This window comes from Saccharopolyspora taberi (genome assembly GCF_039534165.1).
Classification (GTDB): domain Bacteria; phylum Actinomycetota; class Actinomycetes; order Mycobacteriales; family Pseudonocardiaceae; genus Saccharopolyspora_D; species Saccharopolyspora_D taberi.
Map to the genome: position 1 here is coordinate 154,736 of NZ_BAAAUX010000010.1, position 20,291 is coordinate 175,026.

16 protein-coding genes and 1 tRNA gene are annotated in these 20,291 nt (G+C 70.9%); 9 read left to right on the plus strand and 8 right to left on the minus strand.

The window, feature by feature from the left end:
• The 3 genes from ABD691_RS09035 to ABD691_RS09045 form a co-directional block, all read left to right on the plus strand.
• The coding region (locus tag ABD691_RS09035; protein WP_344679053.1) for an NDP-hexose 2,3-dehydratase family protein at positions 1–1,113 on the plus strand (1,113 nt) is incomplete at its 5' end.
• A gap of 32 nt (positions 1,114–1,145) precedes the next feature.
• The gene (locus ABD691_RS09040; protein ID WP_344679054.1) at positions 1,146–2,156 is read left to right on the plus strand and encodes a Gfo/Idh/MocA family protein; all 1,011 of its coding nucleotides are present in this window, start codon (positions 1,146–1,148) and stop codon (positions 2,154–2,156) included.
• Between the two features lie 79 nt (positions 2,157–2,235).
• Positions 2,236–3,882 (plus strand): fatty acyl-AMP ligase, encoded by a 1,647-nt coding sequence (locus tag ABD691_RS09045; RefSeq protein ID WP_344679055.1) that lies wholly within the window; start codon positions 2,236–2,238, stop codon positions 3,880–3,882.
• A gap of 210 nt (positions 3,883–4,092) precedes the next feature.
• Here ABD691_RS09045 and pth read toward each other — a convergent pair whose 3' ends face one another.
• From pth to ABD691_RS09060, 3 genes are all read right to left on the minus strand, one after another.
• The gene (gene pth / locus ABD691_RS09050; RefSeq protein ID WP_344679056.1) at positions 4,093–4,683 is read right to left on the minus strand and encodes an aminoacyl-tRNA hydrolase; all 591 of its coding nucleotides are present in this window, start codon (positions 4,681–4,683) and stop codon (positions 4,093–4,095) included.
• An 87-nt stretch (positions 4,684–4,770) separates the two neighbouring features.
• Entirely contained in the window at positions 4,771–5,379 is a 609-nt protein-coding gene (locus ABD691_RS09055; RefSeq protein ID WP_344679057.1) for a 50S ribosomal protein L25/general stress protein Ctc, read from the minus strand.
• 286 nt (positions 5,380–5,665) lie between these two features.
• Positions 5,666–6,037 carry a winged helix-turn-helix transcriptional regulator gene (locus ABD691_RS09060; protein WP_344679058.1) on the minus strand — a complete coding sequence of 124 codons (372 nt, stop codon included), beginning with the start codon at positions 6,035–6,037 and terminating at the stop codon, positions 5,666–5,668.
• An 80-nt stretch (positions 6,038–6,117) separates the two neighbouring features.
• Here ABD691_RS09060 and ABD691_RS09065 point away from each other — a divergent pair, with 80 nt between their 5' ends.
• Complete coding sequence (locus ABD691_RS09065; protein WP_344679059.1) at positions 6,118–6,744, plus strand: NAD(P)-dependent oxidoreductase; 627 nt, start codon at positions 6,118–6,120, stop codon at positions 6,742–6,744.
• Positions 6,745–6,786: 42 nt separating this feature from the next.
• Here the strand turns inward: ABD691_RS09065 and ABD691_RS09070 are convergent, their stop codons facing one another.
• Positions 6,787–9,966 carry a S8 family serine peptidase gene (locus ABD691_RS09070; protein ID WP_344679061.1) on the minus strand — a complete coding sequence of 1,060 codons (3,180 nt, stop codon included), beginning with the start codon at positions 9,964–9,966 and terminating at the stop codon, positions 6,787–6,789.
• A gap of 253 nt (positions 9,967–10,219) precedes the next feature.
• On the opposite strand from ABD691_RS09070, the gene ABD691_RS09075 reads away from it, so the two are divergent.
• A complete protein-coding gene (locus tag ABD691_RS09075; protein WP_344679062.1) occupies positions 10,220–11,509 on the plus strand; it encodes an Nramp family divalent metal transporter in 1,290 nt (429 codons plus the stop codon).
• A gap of 88 nt (positions 11,510–11,597) precedes the next feature.
• Positions 11,598–12,209, plus strand: a complete 612-nt coding sequence (locus ABD691_RS09080) for a malonic semialdehyde reductase (RefSeq protein ID WP_344679064.1) — start codon at positions 11,598–11,600, stop codon at positions 12,207–12,209.
• 94 nt (positions 12,210–12,303) lie between these two features.
• Here ABD691_RS09080 and ABD691_RS09085 read toward each other — a convergent pair whose 3' ends face one another.
• From ABD691_RS09085 to ABD691_RS09100, 4 genes are all read right to left on the minus strand, one after another.
• Positions 12,304–13,275, minus strand: coding sequence for a ribose-phosphate diphosphokinase (locus ABD691_RS09085; RefSeq protein ID WP_344679065.1), 972 nt, complete (start codon positions 13,273–13,275; stop codon positions 12,304–12,306).
• Positions 13,276–13,322: 47 nt separating this feature from the next.
• Positions 13,323–14,843 (minus strand): bifunctional UDP-N-acetylglucosamine diphosphorylase/glucosamine-1-phosphate N-acetyltransferase GlmU, encoded by a 1,521-nt coding sequence (glmU, locus tag ABD691_RS09090; RefSeq protein WP_344679066.1) that lies wholly within the window; start codon positions 14,841–14,843, stop codon positions 13,323–13,325.
• Positions 14,844–15,163: 320 nt separating this feature from the next.
• Positions 15,164–16,951: a GGDEF domain-containing protein gene (locus tag ABD691_RS09095; RefSeq protein ID WP_344679067.1), complete on the minus strand. Its 1,788-nt coding sequence runs from the start codon at positions 16,949–16,951 to the stop codon at positions 15,164–15,166.
• A gap of 26 nt (positions 16,952–16,977) precedes the next feature.
• Positions 16,978–17,048 (minus strand) — tRNA-Gln (locus ABD691_RS09100).
• A 507-nt stretch (positions 17,049–17,555) separates the two neighbouring features.
• On the opposite strand from ABD691_RS09100, the gene ABD691_RS09105 reads away from it, so the two are divergent.
• The 3 genes from ABD691_RS09105 (at position 17,556) to ABD691_RS09115 (ending at position 20,251) form a co-directional block, all read left to right on the plus strand.
• Positions 17,556–18,524 (plus strand): acyl-CoA desaturase, encoded by a 969-nt coding sequence (locus ABD691_RS09105; protein ID WP_344679068.1) that lies wholly within the window; start codon positions 17,556–17,558, stop codon positions 18,522–18,524.
• A 197-nt stretch (positions 18,525–18,721) separates the two neighbouring features.
• Positions 18,722–19,318, plus strand: coding sequence for a TetR family transcriptional regulator (locus ABD691_RS09110; protein WP_344679069.1), 597 nt, complete (start codon positions 18,722–18,724; stop codon positions 19,316–19,318).
• A gap of 129 nt (positions 19,319–19,447) precedes the next feature.
• Complete coding sequence (locus ABD691_RS09115) at positions 19,448–20,251, plus strand: IclR family transcriptional regulator (protein ID WP_425565028.1); 804 nt, start codon at positions 19,448–19,450, stop codon at positions 20,249–20,251.
• Positions 20,252–20,291: the final 40 nt, after the last annotated feature.

The following is a 20,291-nucleotide window of genomic DNA, read 5'->3' on the forward strand; positions in this document are numbered from 1 at the left end:
ATCCTCGGAATCGTGGTCCGCAGGTTCGACGGGATTCCGCATTTCCTGATGCAGGCCAAGATGGAGCCCGGAAACATCAACCTCCTCCAGCTGTCGCCCACGGTGCAGGCGACTCGCAGCAACTACACGCGAATCCACCAGGGCAAGGCGGTGCCCTACCTGGAGTACTTCGTCGCACCCCGTCCGGGGCGGGTGCTGTCCGACGTCCTGCAGTCCGAGCAGGGGTCCTGGTTCCTGCACAAGCGGAACCGGAACATGATCGTCGAAATCGACGAGGACGTTCCGGTGCTCGACGGGTTCCGCTGGGTTTCCGAACCGGAGATGAGCGAACTGCTCCGGATCGACAACCTGGTCAACATGGATTCGCGCACGGTCCTCGCCGACTACAGCCACACCGGGGAAGGCGAACCCGCGGCCGGTGACGACGACTCGTTCCGGCAGGCGCTCGCCAACGCTTTCCTCCCCGGTGCTCCTTCCCGGCACCGGAGCGAAGAGCTGCGCAGCTGGTTGACCGAGGCGAAGACCCGGTACCGGCTGGAGCGGACCCGCGTGCCGCTGAACAGCGTCCCGAGCTGGATCCGGGAGCGCGACGAGGTCAGCCACGAGTTCGGCAGGTACTTCTCGGTCGTCGGCGTGGACGTCGAGGCAGGCAGTCGTGAGGTGGCGAGCTGGTCGCAGCCGATGATCGCGCCGCGGTCCATGGGAGTGGTGGGGGCGCTGACCAAGCGGATCGGGAACGTGCTGCACGTGCTCGTGCGCGCGCACACCCAGGCGGGGACCTTCGACATCGTCGAGATCGGCCCCACAGTGCAGTGCGCGCCCGGAAACTACGAGGGGGTCGACCAGGAGCGGTGGCCGCCGTTCCTCCACGACCTGTTGATGGCGCCGGCCTCCCAGGTGCGGTTCGACGCCGTGCACTCGGAGGAGGGTGGACGCTTCTACCACGCGACGAACCGGTACCTCGTGGTCGAGATCGACGACGGGGTGGCCGACGAACCCGGGGACGACTTCGTCTGGATGACCGCGGGCCAACTCGCGGACCGGGTCAGCCACGGCGGGAACGTCAACGTCGAAGCACGGAACCTGCTCACCTGCCTCCGCTTTCTCCGTTGAGCGGTTCGGCACTGCATTGAGGATGGTGCGACATGGATCTTCCCGGCCACCGGGCTCGGCCGATCGGCCTCGGGCTTCTGGGATGCGCCGACATCGCCACCCGGCGCGTGCTTCCCGCTGTGCGAGCCACTCCCGGTATCCGGCTCGCGGCGGTGGCCAGCCGCACGGCGGCGCGAGCCGAGTCGGTGGCCGCGGAGTTCGGTGGCCGCCCGGTCCGCGACTACCGGGCTGTGCTGGGCAGCCCTGATGTCGACGCGGTTTACGTTCCCCTGCCGAACGAACTGCACGCGGACTGGATCGAGCGCGCACTGGCCGCGGGCAAGCACGTGCTCGCGGAGAAACCGTTGACGACCTCGTTCGAGCGGACATCCGAACTCGTCGACGTCGCGTCGGCAGCCGGTTTGGTCCTCCGCGAGAACTTCATGTTCCTCCAGCATGTGCAGCACGAGCACGTGCGGCGGCTCCTGGCCGAAGGGGCCGTGGGTGAGCTGCGCGTGCTGTCGGCCGCGTTCACCATCCCCCCGCGACCGCCGGACGACATCCGGTACCAGCCGTCGTTGGGCGGAGGTTCGTTGCTGGACAACGGCGTCTATCCGATCAAGGCGGCTCAGCTGTTCCTGGGCACGGGTCTCGATGTGCTGGGGGCGAACCTGCGTTGCGCCGCGGAGGTGGACACGGCGGGGAGCGCGCTCCTCGCCCGTTCCGATGGCGTCACCGCTCATCTGAGTTTCGGCATGGAGCACTTCTACACCTCGCGGTACGAACTGCACGGGAGCGCGGGGCGCATCACGGTGGACCGGGCGTTCACCCCACCAGCGACGTACGCGCCGGTGATCAAGCTCGAACGAGAGGACGGTACCCACGAGATCCCGGTCGAACCCGACGACCAGTACGCCAAGTCCATCGCTGCCTTCGTGCGGGCCGTGCGCGGCTCCGGTGAACCGACCGGCGCGGAGGTGGTGGATCACGCCCGCCTGGTGAGGGATGTTCGGAAAATGGCGGAGAAGGCACCGCTCGCCACCCCGGCGGCGGACGGGCGGTGACAGCCCGTCGGCGTTGGGCGGCCCGAGCTTGTCAGCTGCTGTAGGTTGAAATCCCCATCCTCATCGGGGAGGACGCCGCATGAGCCGCTTCTTGGACACGTTGGTCGCGTCGGCCCGCCGCAACTCCGGAGCAGGTGCCCGGGGGCTCACCACGGGAGAGCCGGACAGCCCGGTGCGCCGCACCTGGGCGGAGGTGCACGACGTCGCCCGGCGGATGGCGGGCGGGCTGCGCGACGAGGTGCGGCCCGGGGACGCGGTGGCGGTCCTCGCCGCCGATCCGGCGCTGATCGCGCCCGCGGTGCAGGGCGCGTGGCTCAGCGGGGCCAGCGTGACGATGCTGCACCAGCCGACGCCCCGCACCGACCTCGCGCACTGGGCCGAGGACACGCTCCGGGTGCTGCGGATGATCGGCGCGCGGCTGGTGCTGCTCGGGCCGCCGTTCGACGGGCTTTCCGGGCTGCTGGCGGAGAACTCGATCGAGCACCGGGCGCTGTCCGAACTGGACGGTCCGCCTGCGGGGACCGCCGAGGTCGGCGAGGACGCGACCGCGCTGCTCCAGCTCACCAGCGGGTCCACCGCCGACCCGAAGGCGGTGCGGATCACCCACGGCAACCTGCACTCGAACATGCTCGGCATGGTCTCGGCCGCGGAGCTCGACGCCGAGCGGGACGTGGCGGTGTCGTGGCTGCCGCTGTTCCACGACATGGGGATGGTCGGCTGCCTGACGGTGCCGATGGCGATCGGCATGGAGGCGGTCAAGGTCACCCCGGCCGACTTCATCGCCCGGCCGCTGCTGTGGCCGGAGCTGATCAGCAGGCACGGCGGAACCGTGACCGCCGCGCCGAACTTCGCGTACGCGATCGTCGGCCGCAGGCTGGCCCGCGCCGACGACGGCGAGTTCGACCTGTCGACGCTGCGGTTCACCCTCAACGGGGCCGAGCCGATCGACCCGGCCGCGGCGCGGGCGTTCACCGAGGCGGGGGCGCGCTTCGGGCTGAACCCGAACTGCATGGTGTGCGCGTTCGGGATGGCCGAGTCGACGCTGGCGGTGTCGTTCGCGCCGCTGGGCCGCGGCATCGAGGTCGACACCGTGGAGGCGGACGCGCTGGAGCAGCGGCGGGAGGCGGTGCCGACCGGCCAGGAGACCGAGCGGGCGCGCCGGTTCGCGCTGCTGGGAAGGCCGCTGCCGGGGCTGGAGGTCGGTGTCGTCGACGACGCCGGGACCGAGCTCGGCGAGCGCGAGGTCGGCAGGCTGCGGATCCGCGGCGACGCGGTGACCCCGGGCTACCTGACCGTGCAAGGCCCGCTGGCCACCAAGGACGCCGACGGCTGGCTCGACACCGGGGACGAGGGTTACCTGGTCGGCGGGCAGGTGGTGATCTGCGGCAGGCGCAAGGACGTGATCATCATGGGCGGCCGCAACATCTACCCGGTCGACATCGAGCGGGCCGCGTGCGAGGTGGACGGGGTCCGGGCGGGCAATGCCGCCGCGGTGCGGCTGGAGGCGGGCACCCGGCGGGAGCGGTTCGCGGTGGTCCTGGAGTCCCGCGTCGCGGGGGAGCCGGAGGCGGAGAAGGAGCTCGGCCGCGAGGTCGCGGCCCGCGTCGTGGACGCGGTGGGGGTGCGGCCGTCGGCGGTGATCGTGCTCAAGCCGGGCGGGCTGCCCAAGACCCCGTCCGGGAAGCTCCGGCGCGCCGCCACCGCCGCTCTCGTCCCCGGGGAGTGAGCACTGCCCCCAACCCGGCCATCGTCCTCAAGCGGCGAAGCCGCTTAGCCCAAGCACGCAACCGGCACCGCCGCGGGTTCTCAGGCGTTCTCTGGCGAGGACAGCTTTTCCGTCGTATTGGACATACGTCGGAAAAAGATTCCGCAGCCAGCGGACGCCTGAGGTTCCGCCAAATGACCCGCCGAGCAAGGCGAGTCCAAAGAGAAGATTTCAGTGAAAGCGGTTCTGCGCGGCTTCCAGCCCGTTGACGGCCAAGGCCTCGGTCGCGTCGGCGCAGAGGTCGATGAAGTACGCGATCTCCTTGCGCTCCGCGCCGGAGAAGTCCTTGAGGACGTAGTCTGCCGGGTCCATCCGGCCCGGCGGGCGGTCGATGCCGAAGCGGACGCGGAGGTAGTCCCTGGTGCCCAGGGACTTGGTGATCGAACGCAGTCCGTTGTGGCCGTTCTCGCCGCCGCCGCGCTTGAGCCGGACCGTGCCGTAGGGCAGGTCGAGCTCGTCGTGGACGACGATCACCGACTCCGGCGCGACCTTGAAGAACTTCGCCGCACCGGCGACGGGTCCGCCGGAGAGGTTCATGAACGAACGCGGTTTGGCCAGCACGGCGCGGACGCCGCCGAGCCGTCCCTCGACGATCTCGGCACCGCACTTGTGCGCCTTGAACTTCCCGCCCATGCGGTCGGCCAGCTCATCGACGACCAGGAAGCCGATGTTGTGCCGGTTGCCCTCGTAGCGCGGGCCGGGGTTGCCGAGTCCGACGATCAGCGCGAGCGCCGAGGTGCTCACCGGATCTGGGGTGCTCACCCGATCTCCTGAGAATGTCGGCGACGCGGGCAGGAACGGCGCGCCACCGCGAACCGGTGGCGCGCCGCGCGCCCGACGTCAGGCGGCTCAGCCCTCTTCGGAAGCCTCGGCGGCCTCGCCCTCGACGGCCTCCGGGGCCATCTCGGCCTCGGACGGCGCCTCGGTGATGTTGACGATCAGCAGGTCCTCGTCGGCGGCCAGGACCACGCCCTTGGGCAGCTCGACCTGCGCGGCGGTGATCTGGGTGCCGATCTCGGCGCCCTCGATCGACAGCTCGATCTGCTCCGGGATGTGCAGCGCCTCGGCCTCGACCGGCAGCTCGGTGACCTCGTGGGTGACCAGGGTGCCCGGACCGGCGGTGCCCGCCAGCACGACCGGCACGTTGACGGTGACCTTCTCGCCGCGCTTGACCAGCAGCAGGTCGACGTGCTCGATGTAGCCCTTGATCGAGTGCGTGGTGATCGTCTTGGTCAGCGCCAGCTCGCTGTTGGAACCGGCGACGTCCAGGGTCAGCACCGCGTTGTGCCCGTTCTCGCGGATCGCGCGGGCGAACTCGACGGCGGGCAGGGACAGGTGCTTGGGGTCGGAACCGTGGCCGTACAGGACGGCCGGGACCTTGCCGGCGCGGCGGGTGCGGCGGGCGGCACCCTTGCCGAACTCGGTGCGCTGTTCGACGGTGAGACGTACCTCGGACACGGTGGTGCACTCCTCGTGACGTCGGGCGGGACGTGAATGGTTCGGTGGCCTGCGGCGGCTGGGCGCGCTACTGGCGTGGGTTCGACGCGGTGCCGGGAAGCGGCACCCTATGTGCGGAACGGCACCGGTTCGCCGACCGGAGCGGTCGGCGGCAACCATGCCGCCGCGTCGATCACGCCGGGCTGACGGCCCGACCTCGCCGAGGCAACCCGAACAGTCTAAGTGGCCGCCGAGAGCAACCACCAATCGGGTTGTCCGACACCGGAAACGGCTCGCCCGGTGATCTTCAGCCCGCGCGGTCGTAGCGGTCGCGGGCGTCGAGGACCTCGCCGACGTGGCGCTCCGCCCACGCGGTCACCGCGCGGATCGGCGCCAGCAGCGACCTGCCGAGATCGGTGAGCTCGTAGTCCACGCGCGGCGGCACCTCGGCGTGGACGGTGCGGGTGAGCAGGCCGTCGCGCTCCATCGCGCGCAGCGTCTGGGTGAGCACCTTCGGCGCGACACCGCCGATCGCGCCGCGCAGCTTGGTGAACCGCATCGGACCCGGTTCCAGGAACAGCACGACCAGCGTCGTCCACCGGTCGCCGATGCGGTCGAGCACGACCCGCGTGGGGCAGTCGGGGTTGGTGACATCCGGGGCCGCTCCATTGGTAACCATCAGGTACTTATAGCACTTTGAAGTCACTGGTTACCAATGGTTACTGTCGGCGTCGCACCTGATCAGGAGGAGGTAGAGACATGCGACTGGTCCTGTTCGGCGCGACTGGTTTCGCCGGCGGCCGGATCCTGCGGGAGGCCACCGCGCGTGGCCACGAGGTGGTCCCGGTGGCGCGCGGCATCGGTTCGGAGGGGCGCGCGGGTTCGCTGCACGACGAGCCGTTCGCGCTGGACGTGACCGCCGGTGCCGACGTCGTCGTGGTCGCGATCCCGGCGCGCCCGCTCGACGACGGCACGAGGCTGATCGACGCGCTGCCGACGCTGTACTCGTTGGCGCGCAAGCAGAACGCGCGCCTCGGGTTCGTCGGCGGCGCAGGGAGCCTGCGGGTGTCCGACGGCGGTCCCCGGGTGATCGACACCCCGGAGTTCCCGGAGGCGTACAAGCCCGAGGCCGGGTCGCACGCGGAAGTGCTGGACGCGCTGCGGGAGGCTCCCGAGGACGTCGACTGGTTCTACGTCAGCCCGGCCGCGGTCTTCGGCGCGCACTCCCCGGGCGAGCGCACCGGCGCGTACCGGACCGGCGGGGACGTGCTGGTGACGGATGAGAACGGGAACTCGGCGATCGGTGGCGACGACTACGCGATCGCGTTCCTCGACGAGATCGAGCGCCCCGCGCACCGGCGCACCCGATTCACCGTCGCGTACTGACCAAGCGAGGGCCGGGACCGGGATCCCGGCCCTCGCGTCAGGTCAGCGCCCGAGCTTGTAGGCGCGGATGATCGTCTGCTCGACGGTGTTGCCCTGGGCGTCCTCGGCGCTCGCGCGCAGGGAGACCGATGTCGCGTCGGCCGGGTGGTCGAGCGCGACGCGGGCGTTGTCGATCACCGGGGCCTCGATCCAGGTCGCGCCCTCGTCGTAGGACACCTGCACCGCGATCTTCGCCGGGGGAGTCGGAGCCCCGCCCTGCGGTTCCAGGAACACCGGCACCTCCTGGTGCGTCCCGGCCGGAGCGGTGCTGGTGGCGTCCAGTTCCGGGGCGAACCGCACCGCGGACAGCGGAAGCGGCACGGTGTCCGGGCTGCCCGCCGAATCGAACGTCCACGCCGACGACACCTTCGTCGAGACCTCGAAGCCCGCCGCCCTGGTGGCCTCCGCCGTGAGCCGGTACCGCCCGTTGTCCGGTCCGACCTGGAACCGGCCCGATCCGGGCCGGGGGCTCTCGCCGATCAGCTGATCGCCGAGGTGGAGCGTGGTGCGTCCGGTGTCGAACACCGACTGGCCCGCGTTGCCCGCGCCGTCGCCGAACATCGGCACCGCCGCGGTGATCACGTCACCGGTGCGTTCCGCCCAGCCGCCCGAGAACGGCGAGGCCGGCAGCGCCGGACCGAACGGGCCGACGTTGAAGCGCTCCCGGTACTCCTGCCCGGCCGCGTAGGTCTTCGGCGCCGACTGGAGCGTGACCTCCGGCCGGCCGTCGGCCATCAGCTGGTCCACGCCGGTGGTCCACCGCACGCCCTCGTCGTTGTAGAACTCGGTGCGGGTCGAGGGAAGTCCGATCCGCATCGCCGCGGACACCCCACCGCTGGACTTGCCCTCGGCGGGCACCGGGTAGGCCACCCGGTAGCCGCCGCGACCGGCGACGGGAGCGCCGAACTCCGCGTGCACCGTGGCCAGGTCCTCCGGAGCCACGTGCCGTTCGAAGCCGTTGGGCAGCTGACCGGGGTTGTACCAACCGAGGTTGTAGGTGCCCTTCGCGCCCGTCCACTGGGTGCTGATGTTCGCGAGGAACCCGGGCATCTGCGGTCCGACGTGGCCGCTGAACATCCCTTCCAGGTTCTGCCTGATCAGGGTGAACCCGAGGGTGCCCCGGTCGGTCGGCAGCGAGTAGCCGATGCTGGCCACCTCCGGCTTGGCGGCCGGGTCGGGCGGGGTGACCACGACCGGCTTGGTCTGCCTGGCGTCGAAGGTGAGCTTCGCCGGGCCCGCGAGGTCGAAGGTCGGGTTGCTCATCAGGTGGTTGTCCGGGTTCTTCGGGTCGCCGTGCATGATCATCGACGTGATCGCGTAGCGCCCCTTGGGCAGCCGGACGGTGCTGCTGGGCTGGTCGGTGGGCAGGTCGTCCGAAGCCTGGCCTCCCAGCCCGTTGACGAGGGTGAAGTGGTTGGCGTTGGGCTGCCCGTCCGGTCCGACGTGTTCGACGGTCAGGTCGTAGCTCTCCACCTCCCGCACCACCGCGACCGGCGTGCGCACCCGGGCGTTGTCGCTGGTGGCCAGCACTTCACCGGAGTACGCGCCGTCGAGGGCGCCGATCCGGGTGTCGACGGTGACGTTGACCTGCGCGGTGCCTCCTGGCGGGACCGTCACCTGCTGCTTGTCGACCGAGAACAGCCCGGCGGGCGCTGGCTGCCCGTCTGGGCCCTTGCCCTGCGCCGACACCGCGAACGTCGTCTCGGCGGTGCCGTTGTTGCGGATGGTCAGCGGCTTGGTCACGGGCTGGTCGTCGTCGTGCGGCCAGCGCTGGACGCCGAAGCCGAGGCTGGTCGGCTCGCTGGTCGCGGTCTGGGCGAGCGCGGCGGGCACGTCCACCCGGCCCGAGCCCTGCTCGAACGCGGTCAGCGCCGGGTTGGGCTTCGCGGACCCGGTGAGCGCGGCCTTGAGCTGCGCGCCGGTCCAGTCCGGGTGCGCCTGCGCCAGCAGCGCCGCCGCACCGGCGACGTGCGGGGTGGCCATGGACGTGCCCGACAGCGCGGTGTAGCGGCCGTCGACGGGCTCGCCGATCGTGCCGTCGCCGTGCAGCGCGGCCACGATCCCCACGCCCGGCGCGGTGATGTCGGGCTTGATCGCGCCGTCGCCGACGCGCGGTCCGCGGCTGGAGAACTGGGCGAGGCCGTCCTGCCGGTCCACCGCGCCGACGGTGAGCGCGGCGTCGGCGCTGCCGGGCGAGCCGACGCTCTCCGGCGACGGTCCGCTGTTGCCCGCGGCGATGACGAACAGGCTGCCGCTGGAGGCCGAGAGCCGGTTGACCGCCTCCTCCAGCGGGTCGACCTCGGGGGTGTCGCCGCCGCCGAGGCTCAGGTTGACCACGTCGGCCTTCTGCTCGGCCGCCCACTCCATCCCGGCGATGATCCAGGACTCCTGCCCGGCCCCGCTGTCGTTGAGGACCTTGCCGTCCAGCAGCTTGCTGCCGTGCGCGATCCCCCGGTACTTGCCCTGGGAGAAGGCGCCGGTCCCGGCCACGGTGGACGCGACGTGGGTGCCGTGCCCGTAGTGGTCGGCGGCGTCGGCGGAGTCGGTGAAGTTGCGTTCGCCCGCCTCGCGGTCGGCGAGGTCGGGGTGGGTCTGGTCGACTCCGGTGTCGAGCACGGCGACGGTGGTGCCCTCACCGGTCAGGCCGCTCTGCCACGCCTGCGGGGCGCCGATCTGCGCGGCGCTGCGGTCGAGGTTCGCGGTGCGCTTGCCGTCCAGCCAGACCTTGGCGGAGTCCCGGCTGCCGGTGATGCTCGTCCACAGCTCGCCGAGCCGGGCCTTCGGCGTGCTGATCCCCGCTGCGTCGAGGCTGGGCAGCGCCTGGGTGACGGTGCTGCCCGCGAGGGTCGTCGGCAGTCCGGACGCGATCAGCGGCAGGTCGGCTCGTTCGGCGTCGCCGTAACCGGATTCCAGCAGGGCGGTGACGTCGAACAGGCGCTTGTCGAGCCGTCCGCCCGTCACCAGCGCGGTGGCGTCGGACGGAACCACGTACAGGTGACCCTGATCGCGGTAGGTGGCGAACCCGATCCGGTCGCGCCCGGGGCCGGGTTCGACGGTCGCGGTGTCGCCGTGGGAGATCACCCGGTCACCGGTGATCAGGGTGGTGGTCGAGCCGGCCGCGGTGGCCGGTGGTGTCGGTTCTGCGGGTTCTGGTGCGGCGATCGCCGCCGAAGTGGCGCCCAACGACAGCGCTGCGACGGTGGCGGCGATTCGCGCTCGTCTCGCGAGAAGCAAGGAGCGTCTCCGATTCTCCGGAAGCGTGCGGTCGGACCGAGCTGTGCATCCCCAGTAACGCTCGGTCATGTCAGAAATTATCTAACGAGTGAAGGCGGCGGCAATGATCTCGCCGAAATTGCTAGGCGTAGTCGGACATTTCGCGTCACGGTTTGATCGCTGCACCGCTCGCGCGGACGTGACCGGGGTTACTTTGATTCGCATGGCTGCCAACGAGCGCACCGGTGCGGACGCGGTTCCGGACACCAGCTGGAAGGCGCGGGTCAAGCAGATCGGGCCCGGCGTGATGGCCGCGGCCACCGGCGTCGGAGCGGGCGACCTGGTCGCGACCATGGTCGCCGGCGCCCGCTACGGGTACGCCCTGTTCTGGGCGGTGATCCTGGGAACGGTGTTCAAGCTCGCGCTCGGCGAGGCCGTCGGCCGCTGGCACCTGGGGTCGGGCCGCACGATGCTCTCCGGCTGGCGCACGCTGGGCCGCTGGGCGACCGGCTACTTCGGCGTCTACATCGTCGTCTGGGGCTTCATCTACGGCGCCACCGCGATGTCGGCCTCGGCGCTGCCGCTCAACGCGATGTTCCCGGTGCTCTCGGTCGGCGGCTGGGCCGTCGTCTGCGGCCTGGTCGGCCTCGGACTGGTCTGGTTCGGCCGCTACGCGCTGCTGGAGAAGATCATGACGGTGCTGGTCGGCGTCATGTTCGTGACGGTGGTCGGCACCGCGATCATGGTCGGCCCGAACCTGCTGGAACTCGGCAAGGGCGCGGTCCCGACGCTGCCCGAAGGTTCGGTGGCCTACGTGCTCGGCCTGATGGGCGGCGTCGGCGGCACCATCACGGTCGCCGCCTACGGCTACTGGACGTTCGCCAAGGGCTGGCGGTCGCCGAGGTGGCTGCCGATCATGCGCCTGGACAACGCCGTCGGCTACATCACCACCGGCATCTTCGTGATCGCGATGTTGGTGGTCGGTGCGGAGATCCTGCTCGGCCAGGACCTGACCGAAAGCGACAAGGGCCTGCTCAGCCTCGCCGACACGCTGGCCGCCGACTACGGCCAGTGGGCCAGGATCCCGTTCCTGGTCGGCTTCTTCGCGGTCGCCTTCACCTCGGTGATCGGGGTGTGGAACGGCGTCAGCCTGCTGTTCGCCGACTGGTGGCGCACCTGGCGGATGCCCCGGCAGGCCCCGCCGGAGACGGCCGAGAGCTACGACCACAAGGCCGGGATGCACAGCGTCCCGTACCGGATCTACCTGCTGTGGCTCACCTTCCCGCCGATGCTGCTGCTGTTCCTCGGCAAGCCGTTCCAGCTCACGATCGTCTACGGCGTGCTCGGCGCGCTGTTCATGCCGTTCCTGTCGGGCACGCTGCTGTACCTGCTGAACGCGAAGTCGCTGATGCCCGCCGAGCACCGGTCCCGCTGGCTGTCCAACCTGATGCTGGCGCTGTGCCTCGGGCTGTTCGCCGGGGTGGCCGTCAACGAGCTGGCCGGCCTGTTCTGACCGGGGGTGATCTACGCCATCCGGGGGAATTTGAACTGTCAACTATGTGTTCGGGACGGACGTAGCACCTAGTTGAGAGGACCCCCGAATGACCTCCGTCGACCAGACCACCGGCCTGCACCTCACCGACGAAGCCCAGGACCTGCTGTTCCGCTCCGCCCGCACCGCCAACACCTTCACCACAGAACCGGTGGGCGAGGAGCAGGTCCGGGCCATCTACGACCTGGTGAAGTGGGGCCCGACCTCGATGAACCAGCAGCCGCTGCGGATGGTGCTGGTCCGCACCGACGAGGGCAGGCAGCGGCTGCTGCCGCATCTGACCGAGGGCAACCGGGACAAGACCGGCAAGGCGCCGCTGGTCGCGGTGCTGGCGGCCGACACCGACTTCCACGAGCAGCTGCCGCGGCTGTTCCCGCACGCCCCGAACGCCAAGGACATCTGGTCCGACGACGGCTTCCGCACCGAGCACGCCAAGCTCAACGCGACCCTGCAGATCGGCTACTTCATCCTCGGCGTCCGCGCGGCCGGTCTCGCCGCGGGCCCGATGACCGGCTTCGACGCCGACGGCCTGAGCGAGGAGTTCTTCCCCGGCGGCAAGCACAAGGTGCTGGTCGTGGTCAACATCGGCAAGCCCGGTGAGAACGCCTGGTTCGACCGGCTGCCGCGGCTCGACTTCGACGAGGTCGTCACCACGGTGTGATCCGGCCGGAACTGCCGATCGGGAGGTGGCAGTTCCGCCGGGGAACGGCAAAGGCCCCGGTCCGCTCGGACCGGGGCCTTCGGCTGCCGGATGATCAGGCGTTGCCGTCGAAGAGGCTGGTGACCGAGCCGTCCTCGAAGACCTGGTGGATCGCCTCGGCGACCAGCGGCGCGATGGACAGCACCGTCAGCGTGTCGAACCGGCGCTCGTCGGGGATCGGCAGCGTGTTGGTCAGCACGACCTCCTTGGCGCCGCAGGAGGACAGCCGCTCCACCGCCGGGCCGGACAGCACGGCGTGCGTCGCGGCGATGATGACGTCCTGCGCGCCGGCCTCCAGCAGCTGCTCGGTGGCCTTGGTGATGGTGCCGCCGGTGTCGATCATGTCGTCGACCAGCACGCACAGCCTGCCCTCGACGTCACCGACGACGCGGTTGGCCACGACCTGGTTCGGCTTGCTGGGGTCGCGGGTCTTGTGGATGAACGCCAGCGGGGTGCCGCCGAGGTCGTCGGCCCACTTCTCGGCCACCCGGACCCGGCCGGAGTCCGGCGACACGACCGTGATGTTCTGGTCGTGGTAGGTGTCCCGGATGTAGCTCGCCAGCATCTTCTGCGCGAACAGGTGGTCCACCGGACCGTCGAAGAAGCCCTGGATCTGGTCGGTGTGCAGGTCCACCGCCATGATCCGGTCGGCACCCGCGGTCTTGAACAGGTCCGCCATCAGCCGCGCCGAGATCGGCTCCCGGCCCTTGTGCTTCTTGTCCTGGCGCGCGTAGCCGTAGAACGGCATGACCACGGTGATGCGCTTGGCGCTGGCGCGCTTGAGCGCGTCCACCATGATCAGCTGCTCCATGATGGCGTCGTTGAGCGGGTTGCAGTGCGACTGGATCACGAACGCGTCGCAGCCGCGGACCGACTCGTCGTAGCGGACGAAGATCTCGCCGTTGGCGAACTTGTACGCGGCCTGGGGCGTGACCGTTACGTCGAGCTGCTTGGCCACCTCCTCGGCAAGTTCCGGGTGACTGCTCCCGGAGAAGAGCTTGAGGCTCTTCTTCGGGGTCGCAGACATGGCACTCACGGTCATCGTCCCTCCCCGTTGACTCCCGTCATTGGGCGTCACTCTGTCGGATTGGTGGTTGTTTCATCGGTCGACCGCTGTTCGGCTTGTGCCCGCTGTGCGGCCTGGTCGGCGGCGGTACCCGGGCGGCGCCTGGCCACCCAGCCCTCGATGTTGCGTTGCCGCCCCCGCGCGACCGCCATCGCTCCGGGGGGGACATCCTGGGTGATGGTCGAACCGGCCGCGGTGTAGGCACCGTCGCCGATCTCGACCGGGGCGACGAACATGTTGTCCGCGCCGGTTCGGGCGTGCGATCCGATCACCGTGTGGTGCTTGGCCACGCCGTCGTAGTTGACGAAGACCGAGGCGGCACCGATGTTGCTGTGCTCGCCGATGGTCGCGTCGCCGACGTAGGTCAGGTGCGGCACCTTGGTGCCCTCGCCGATCCGCGCGTTCTTGGTCTCGACGAACGTGCCGATCTTGCCCTTCGCGCCCAGCCGCGTGCCGGGCCGCAGGTAGGCGAACGGACCGACCGTCGCGCCCGGCCCGACCTCGCCGCCCTTGCCGTGGGTGCGGACCACGGCCGCGCCTTCCCGGATCGTGCAGCCGTCCAGCGTGGTGTCCGGACCGACCGTGGCGCCCTCGCCGACGGTGGTGCCGCCGCGCAGCTGCACCCCGGGCTCCAGCACCACGTCGCGCGCCAGCTCGACGTCGCAGTCCAGCCAGACCGACGCCGGGTCGACGACCGTGACGCCCTCGCGCATCCAGCGCTCGACCAGCCTGCGGTTGAGCTCGGCGCCCAGCCGGGACAGCTGGACCCGGTCGTTGACGCCCTCCACCAGCCACGGGTCCGAGCACACCAGCGCGCCGACCGGCCTGCCGTCGCCGCGCGCGATGGCCAGCACGTCGGTCAGGTACAGCTCGCCCTGGGCGTTGTCGGTGGACAGCCGCTTGAGCGCGTCGGCGAGCACCGCGGCGTCGAAGGCGTAGACCCCGGAGTTGATCTCGGTGATCGCGGCCTGCTCCGGAGTGGTGTCCTTCTGCTCGACGATGCCGGTGACCGCGCCGCTCGCGTCGCGGATCAGCCTGCCGTACCCGGTCGGATCGGCGACCACGGCGGAGAGCACGGTGACCGCGTTGCCGGTCCCGTGGTGCTCGGCGAGCAGGCCGCGCAGCGTGCCGGAGTCGAGCAGCGGGACGTCGCCGTAGCTGACCAGCACGGTCCCGGTCAGCCGGTCGGCCAGCGGCTCCAGCCCGCAGGCGACCGCGTGCCCGGTGCCCAGCTGCCGCTCCTGGACGACGGTGTGGATGTCGCGCTCCAGCACGTCGGCGAGGCCCTTGAGGTGTTCGCCGACGGCGTCCCTGCCGTGCCCGACGACCACGACCAGCTCGTCGGGGGAGATCCCGGCCGCCGCGCGCACCGCGTGCTCGACCAGCGGGCGACCGGCCAACCGGTGCAGCACCTTCGGTGTCGCCGAGCGCATCCGGGTTCCCTCGCCCGCGGCCAGCACGACCGTGCTGACGGAAGGCTCACCGGAGTCGCTGCGGGAGGAGGGCCGGGCGTTGGGGCCCTGGAGCATCAGTGCTCTCCCTTGTCTCTGGAAGCTGCGTCACTTCGAAGCCGCCCGTTGCGCTGCGGGGTCCTGGACGGCTTCGGTCGGGGACCGACACACCGACCTACGGGTGCTGTTGGCGTCCAAGCGGGTGAAGGGTAACCGGGAGAGCCGTACTCGTCGCCGGTGCCCCTTCGCGCTCGGCCGGCGCTGCGATGGTACCGCCCAACGGGCGGGATTCCGCCTCGCCCCGCGTCCCAGCAGCGCCTTTCCCCAGCCGTTCGGTCCAGCACGAGTACCTGTCCGGGCCTTTCCGGCGGCACCGGTGCGTGATCCGCGGCGGACGCTTACAGCGCGTCCGGAGGAGTCCACACGGCGTGCGGTGACGGCGCCCGGGGAGTGGGGGCGCCCGCGAACGCCGACACCTGGTTCCCGCCGCCCCGCTTGGCCTGGTACATGGCGGCGTCCGCGCGGGCCAGGACCTGGCCGCCCGACTCCTGCGGGCGCATCGCGACCACGCCGATCGACAGCGTCACGCCGCGGGACCGCTGGTACGGCAACCGGTCCACCGCCTCGACCGTGCGCTGCAACGCCGCCTCCGCGGCGGCGAGCATCACACCGGGCAGCAGCACGACGAACTCGTCACCGCCGTAGCGGGCGACGAAGTCGTCGCTGCGCAGCGTGTCGCGCAGGGTGGCGGCGACCTCGCGCAGCACCTCGTCGCCCTCGGCGTGCGAGCAGCGGTCGTTGACCTCCTTGAAGCCGTCGAGGTCGACCAGGGCGACCGACAGCGGCTGGGAGTCGTGCTGGTCCTGCAGCTTGTCCAGGCGCTCGTCGAGCGCGCGGCGGTTGGACAGCCCGGTCAGCGGGTCCTGCAACGCCTGCTGGGTGATCGCGTCGTGGCGGTGGCTGAGCCGGTAGTTGTCCAGCCGGGTGGCCAGAGTGGACAGTCGCACCTCGCGCATCGTCCACAGCTCGGTCTCGAGTTCGAGCGCGTAGTCGCGCAGCGCCTCGCTGGTGCTGTCCGCGTCGAGCTCGGTCAGGTGGGCGTACTCGCGGGCCAGCGAGATCCGCAGCGTCGGCTCGGAGGTGTCGTCGCGCAGGTCGGTGCGGGTCTCCGACAGCAGCCGCACCGCCTCGCCGCCGCGGCCCGCGCAGGTCAGGCAGCGGGACAGCGCGATCGCGACGATGATCTTCTCGCGCGGGTGCATCGCCCGGTCCAGCGAACGCAGCTGGCGCAGCTTGCCGATGTGGTCGATGTGCGGCGACGCCAGCGCGTGCGCGGCGCCGAGCACCGGCATCTGCTCGGACGCCAGCCGGTCGGCCACGCGCGGGAACAGCGACTCCCGCCACGGGCCCTCGACGGCGTGCGCCAGGTCGGAGGCGGTCTTGAACCGGTCGGTGGCCTCCGGGTGCTGGCCGACGCGTTCCAGCCGCAGTCCCCAGCCGAGCAGCATCCGGCACCGGTTGATCATGTGCACCGCGATCTCGTGCGGCCCGCCGCTCTCCCGGATGCGCTGGTGCGCCCGGGTCATCACCTGGTCGGACATCTCGTAGACGCCGAGCTGGGTCAGCACCAGGCCGATGTCGATCAGCGCCTGGGCGAGCAGCCGCTCCCACGAGCGGCGGCCCAGCGTCGCGTCCGGGGCGAGCTCGTCGTCGAGCATGCTCAGCCCGTGCGCGATCTCGTTGAGCGCCGCGTCCTCGCTGCCCGCCAGCAGCGAGCGCCTGCCGCGCAGCGCGTGCGCGTCGGCCTGCAGCACGACCAGGCCGTGCCTGCGGGAGTGCGCGAGCAGTTCGTCCAGCAGCGCGTCGGCGTCCTCGACGAGGTCCGGCACGGCCAGCCGGATCGCGGCGCAGTGCCGCAGGAGCTGGGCGACGATGCGGGGTTCGCCGCGGCGCTGCGCCTCGGCGAGCAGGTTGTCGGCCTCGCGGATGGTGGTGCGCTGACCCAGTGCGTCGCTGTGCTGACCGACGGCGTTCAACTCGCGCGCGCGCCCGACCAACCACGCGTCCGAGACCTCGCTCAGCGCGGTTGCCGCGTCCTCGCGCACAGCCGTGGTGTCGTCGTGCAGCGGCGCACACCCCCTGTCAACAATTCCTCCCGGCCCGGCGGGACCACCGTCGGCGGTCATCGCCGGTGCTCCGGGAAGGCCGGTCGCTCCGCCGCCAGGATTCGAACCTGGACCATCGGAACCAAAATCCGAGGTGCTGCCTTTACACCACGGCGGATCGGGACCTGCCGACACGTCGGATCCTGCTGACGCACCGCGCGCTGCCCGCGCGGGACGCCGGTGACCAGAGTCCGGCCAACCAGAGTCCGGCGAACCCGAGTCTGGCAAACCCGAATCTGGCGGACCCGCGCCCGGCGCCGTCGCCAGAGCCTACCGGCACGGCGGCGTGACCGGTGTCGCCCAGCCGACATCGTGACATGCCGGTCCGGTGATGTTGCCCTCGGCCTGCTGCCGGGTACCCGGCTGTCAGCTCGCACGTGCCTTCGACGCGGTCGCGGCAGGTCCGGTTGCGTGCAGCCGAGTCCCTTTCGGGTGAAGAAACGGACGAGCCGGACACGCCCGGCGGCGCGCGACACGCGGTAGTCCGCCCGCCCCGGGGTGACGATTCGGCATCGAATAACTTACGCTTGCGTAGGTTACGGTCCCGTAGGCTGGAGGTGTTTGGGCCCGTTCCTCCCGGCGACTGATTCCGTTTCCCACCTCCCGACTCGCAGAGGTAGAGAGCATGACCGCAGCAACCGAGAGCGTTGCCTCCGAGGCGCCCAGCGCCAAGTCCGGACCGAAACCGCTGACCGAGGGAAGCCGCTCCTGGCTCTCGCAGCTGTCGGTGTACGTGTTCGTCATCGTGCCGTTCATCGCGCTGATCGCGGCGGTGCCCGCGGCCTGGGGGTGGGGGCTGGGCTGGACCGACGTCGTGCTCGCCCTGGTCTTCTACGTGGTCAGCGGCCTGGGTGTGACCGTCGGCTTCCACCGGTACTTCACGCACGGCTCCTTCAAGGCCAACCGCGGCGTCAAGATCGCGCTCGCCGTCTCGGGCATGCTGGCCGTGCAGGGATCGGTGGTCACCTGGGTCGCCGACCACCGCAGGCACCACGCCTACTCCGACCGCGAGGGCGACCCGCACTCGCCGTGGCGGTTCGGCAGCTCGCCCGCCGCGCTGGCCAAGGGCTTCTGGCACGCGCACATGGGCTGGCTGTTCGAGCGCGACATCACCAACTCGGAGCGCTTCGCCCCGGACCTGCTCAAGGACCGCGAGCTGATCCGGGTGGACCGGCTGTTCCCGCTGTGGACCGCCATCGGCCTGGTGCTGCCCGCGGTGCTCGGCGGCCTGATCAGCTGGTCGTGGTGGGGCGCGTTCACCGCGTTCTTCTGGGCCGGCCTGGTCCGGGCGTCGTTCCTGCACCACATCACGTGGTCGGTGAACTCGATCTGCCACATGATCGGCGAGCGGCCGTTCAAGAGCCGGGACAAGGCCGCCAACTTCTGGCCGCTGGCGATCGTGTCCTTCGGCGAGTCCTGGCACAACTCCCACCACGCCGACCCGACCTGTGCCCGGCACGGCGTGCTGCGCGGCCAGCTGGACATCTCGGCGCGGGTCATCTGGTTCTTCGAGAAGGTCGGCTGGGCCTGGAAGGTCCGCTGGCCGAACGAGAAGCGGCTCGCCCGGATCGCGGTCACCGAGTACAAGGGCTGACCGCCCGAACAGGAGCACCCCGCGCGGGTGCGACGCCGGAGCTCCCGCCGTGCCCGCGGCGGGAGCTCCTTTTTCTCCAGGTGCGCGTACGGCCGCGCAGGTCACGGCATAGGGTGATGCGAGTGGTGGCGAGGCGACGGCGGAACGCGGCCGAGGCCCAGGGCGGACGGACCTCCGCCCGCACGGCCCGGGTTCGGATGACCGGCAAGGAACGGCGGCAGCAGCTGCTCGACATCGCACGCGCGCTGTTCGCCGAGAAGGGCTTCGACGGCGCCTCCATCGAGGAGATCGCGCACCGCGCCGGGGTGTCCAAGCCGGTGGTCTACGAGCACTTCGGCGGCAAGGAGGGCATCTACGCGGTCGTGGTGGACCGCGAGATGCGCCACCTGCTCGACCTGATCGTCTCCGCGCTGTCGGCGGGCCACCCGCGCGAGCTGCTGGAGCAGGCCGCGCACGCGCTGCTGGAGTACATCGACAACTCCACCGACGGCTTCCGCATCCTGGTCCGGGACTCGCCGGTGGCCAGCACCAGCGGCACCTTCTCCAGCCTGCTCAACGACATCGCCAGCCAGGTCGAGCACATCTTCGGCCTCCAGTTCAGCGCCAAGGGCTACGACAAGAAGCTCGCCCCGCTCTACAGCCAGGCGCTGGTGGGCATGGTCGCGCTGACCGGCCAGTGGTGGCTGGAGGTGCGCAAGCCGAAGAAGGAAGAGGTCGCCGCGCACCTGGTGAACCTCGCCTGGAACGGGCTGTCGCATCTCGAACACAAGCCCGTCCTCCGCCGGCCGAAGTGACTTGGGGTTGTACGGCTCGGTTTGCGTGGCGGTGCCGGTTGCTTGCACGGGCTAAGCGGCTTCGCCGCTTGAAGACGATGGTCGGGTGGTTCGCGCGGGTTCGCGGGAAGTCGCCGCAGAATGGCCGGTATGTCTGAAACCGGGCCGACGGTGGCGTCGCGGTTGTTCCGGGTGCTCGACGCGTTCACCGCGCAGCGGCCCGCCATGACGTTGTCGGCGATCAGCAGGCACAGCGGGCTCGCGCTCACCACCACGCACCGGCTCGTCGGCGAGCTCGCCGGCTGGGGCGCGCTGGAGCGCGGCGCCGACGGCCGCTACCGGATCGGCCTGCGGCTGCACGAGCTCGCCTCGCTCGCGCCGCGCGGCATGTTCCTGCGCCAGGTCGCCATGCCGTTCCTCGGCGACCTCTACGAGGCCACCCACCAGAACGTGCAGCTCGGGGTGCTCGACGGCACCGACGTCGTCTACGTCGAGCGCATCTCCGGCCGCGAGGCGGTGCCGGTGGTCTCGCGGGTCGGCGGCCGACTGCCGCTGCACGCGACCGGTGTCGGGCTGGTGCTGCTCGCGCACGCCGATCACGACCTCCAGGAAACCGTGCTCGGCGGGCCCTTGCAGCGGTTCACCACCCGCACCGTCGACGACCCCGAGCAGTTGCGGCGGGTGCTGGCCGACGTGCGGCGGCAGGGGTACGTGATCAGCGACCGGCAGATCGAGCTGACCACGCTGTCGGTGGCGGCGCCGGTCCGCGACGAGTCGGACGCGGTCATCGCGGCGCTGTCGGTCGTGGTTCCCGCCGAAGGGACAGACCCGCGCACGCTCGTGCCCGCCGTGCGCGCCGCCGCCCGCGGGATCTCGCGGACGCTCGGGTCGCCGCGCGCGGCGGCGCTGCCGGGCAGCGCGCGGCGGGAGTCGGACCGAGAATCCTTCCGGTGACCGGAAACTCCGGTTCCTCGGCGGATTTCCCGGCCGCATC

What these genes read in the sequence shown, in the direction of transcription:
- ABD691_RS09040 (WP_344679054.1), top strand. Translation starts at nt 1,146, where the DNA reads ATGGATCTTCCCGGCCACCGGGCTCGGCCGATCGGCCTCGGGCTTCTG.
- ABD691_RS09045 (WP_344679055.1), top strand. Translation starts at nt 2,236, where the DNA reads ATGAGCCGCTTCTTGGACACGTTGGTCGCGTCGGCCCGCCGCAACTCC.
- ABD691_RS09060 (WP_344679058.1), bottom strand. Translation starts at nt 6,037, where the DNA reads ATGGTTACCAATGGAGCGGCCCCGGATGTCACCAACCCCGACTGCCCC.
- ABD691_RS09065 (WP_344679059.1), top strand. Translation starts at nt 6,118, where the DNA reads ATGCGACTGGTCCTGTTCGGCGCGACTGGTTTCGCCGGCGGCCGGATC.
- ABD691_RS09075 (WP_344679062.1), top strand. Translation starts at nt 10,220, where the DNA reads ATGGCTGCCAACGAGCGCACCGGTGCGGACGCGGTTCCGGACACCAGC.
- ABD691_RS09080 (WP_344679064.1), top strand. Translation starts at nt 11,598, where the DNA reads ATGACCTCCGTCGACCAGACCACCGGCCTGCACCTCACCGACGAAGCC.
- ABD691_RS09085 (WP_344679065.1), bottom strand. Translation starts at nt 13,275, where the DNA reads ATGTCTGCGACCCCGAAGAAGAGCCTCAAGCTCTTCTCCGGGAGCAGT.
- glmU (WP_344679066.1), bottom strand. Translation starts at nt 14,843, where the DNA reads ATGCTCCAGGGCCCCAACGCCCGGCCCTCCTCCCGCAGCGACTCCGGT.
- ABD691_RS09095 (WP_344679067.1), bottom strand. Translation starts at nt 16,951, where the DNA reads ATGACCGCCGACGGTGGTCCCGCCGGGCCGGGAGGAATTGTTGACAGG.
- ABD691_RS09105 (WP_344679068.1), top strand. Translation starts at nt 17,556, where the DNA reads ATGACCGCAGCAACCGAGAGCGTTGCCTCCGAGGCGCCCAGCGCCAAG.
- ABD691_RS09110 (WP_344679069.1), top strand. Translation starts at nt 18,722, where the DNA reads ATGACCGGCAAGGAACGGCGGCAGCAGCTGCTCGACATCGCACGCGCG.
- ABD691_RS09115 (WP_425565028.1), top strand. Translation starts at nt 19,448, where the DNA reads ATGTCTGAAACCGGGCCGACGGTGGCGTCGCGGTTGTTCCGGGTGCTC.